This window comes from Mesorhizobium sp. WSM4841 (genome assembly GCF_055811515.1).
Genome location: NZ_JBVVQC010000080.1, coordinates 1 through 1,497, shown reverse-complemented (window position 1 = coordinate 1,497; position 1,497 = coordinate 1). Strand labels below are relative to the sequence as shown.

Below are 1,497 nucleotides of genomic sequence, written 5' to 3'. Positions count from 1 at the left end.
TGCTAGTACCTTTTCACAGTGGTTCTGACTCTTTGACCATTTCCGGATAGGCCCGACCCATTTTGGCTCGGGCCTTGTCGGTTGTGAACATCCAATCGATACGAGCTCCGGCAGCGTTTCGCTGGCGCTCCCATGCGGCGATCTCGCTGGTGAGACGCTCGGCATTGTCGATACGTCGATCCAGGCACTGGCCGTTGAGGACGCCGATCTCGATCTCGACCATGTTGAGCCAACTGGCGTGCTTGGGCGTGTAGTGGAATTCCAGACGGCGCAGGATGCGGCGGGCTTCGGCCGGCGGGAAGGCTTCGTAGAGGGCGCCCGCCGTGTGGGTCGACAAATTGTCCTGCACGACGCGAATGCAGCTTGCGTCGGAATAATGGACATCGACGAGGTCGCGCATGCAGTGGGCATAATCTCGTGCGGTGCGCCGCGCGGTGACCTTGACCCTTCGCCAAGGCCCGGTTCACGTCAAGAAAGACGAACAGATTGACGGTGCCGTTGCGACGGTACTCATAGTCGTAGCGCTCCAACTGGCCGGGCTCGGCGGGGATGGGCTGACGAACCTCGCCGATGAGCTGCACCGGGGTCTCGTCGAAGCAGACTACCGGGCGCTTTGGATCGGGCGCTTCGGCATAGAGATCGAGCACGTCTTCCATGCGTGCCACATACTCGCCGTTGACCTGGGGAATGCACCACATGTCCCTGCGCCACGGCTTGAGGTGGTTCTCGGCCAGCCGGCGGCGCACCGTCTCGTGCGACAGACTATCGTGATCGGTCAGCTTGACCATGGCGTCGGCAAGCAGTTCCAGTGTCCAGCGGCGTCGGCCCGCAGGCGGGTTCGCGCACGCCGTCGCCACCAGCAAGGCTTCCTCCTTGCCGGTCAGCTTGCGCTCGGCCCCCGGACGCGGCAGTTCGCTCATTGCGTATTCCAGATTGCCCTCCACAAAACGGCGCTTGGTGCGATAGACGGTCGAGCCGCCCACCGCCGCCACCCGGGCAATCTCCTCGTCGCTGCTTCCGGCATCCGCGGCAAGCAGGATTTGGCCTCGCTTGAGCTTACGGGCAGCATGCCTGCCTCCCTTCAGCATGGTGTTCAACTCGTCGCGTTCGGCTTGGCTCAGTTCCACTCGATAACGTATGTTCATTGCGGCCTCCTCGTCGGAGGCACCGGACGAATCCAAAGATGAGTCAAAAATCAGACGCTGCACAGCGGCCCGCCGACAAGGGCTTCACCGAAAAGCAGGGTCAGTACCTGGCCTTCATCTACACCTATTCGCACATGTTTCGGTGCTCGCCCGCCGAAGCCGACATCCAACGCCATTTCCAGGTCAGTCCGCCGTCGGTCCATCAGATGATCGTCACCCTCGAACGCAACGGCCTCATTCGCCGTCAACCCCGCGTTCCAAGAAGCATCGAGATCCTTGTTCCTCCGCAACGCCTGCCCATTCTCGAATGGCTGGAAATCAACCAGTCAACATCACTGTGAAAAGGTACTAG

At 61.3% G+C, this 1,497-nt stretch carries 2 protein-coding genes; one reads left to right on the top strand and one right to left on the bottom strand.

Annotated features, from left to right (window positions below; all coding sequences use genetic code 11):
• Positions 1 to 13: 13 nt before the first annotated feature.
• Positions 14 to 1,145 (bottom strand): IS630 family transposase gene (locus tag AC0L14_RS34695; RefSeq protein WP_473752219.1). Its coding sequence is split into 2 segments (ribosomal slippage): positions 14 to 454 and positions 456 to 1,145, totalling 1,131 coding nucleotides; the frame shifts between segments, so codons are not numbered across the junction.
• Positions 1,146 to 1,183: 38 nt separating this feature from the next.
• On the opposite strand from AC0L14_RS34695, the gene AC0L14_RS34690 reads away from it, so the two are divergent.
• On the top strand, positions 1,184 to 1,486 hold the full coding sequence (locus AC0L14_RS34690) for a LexA family protein (RefSeq protein ID WP_473612790.1): 303 nt from the start codon (positions 1,184 to 1,186) through the stop codon (positions 1,484 to 1,486).
• Positions 1,487 to 1,497: the final 11 nt, after the last annotated feature.

Excerpts from the sequence above, each read along its gene's own strand:
- AC0L14_RS34690 (WP_473612790.1), top strand. The coding sequence starts at position 1,184 with ATGAGTCAAAAATCAGACGCTGCACAGCGGCCCGCCGACAAGGGCTTC.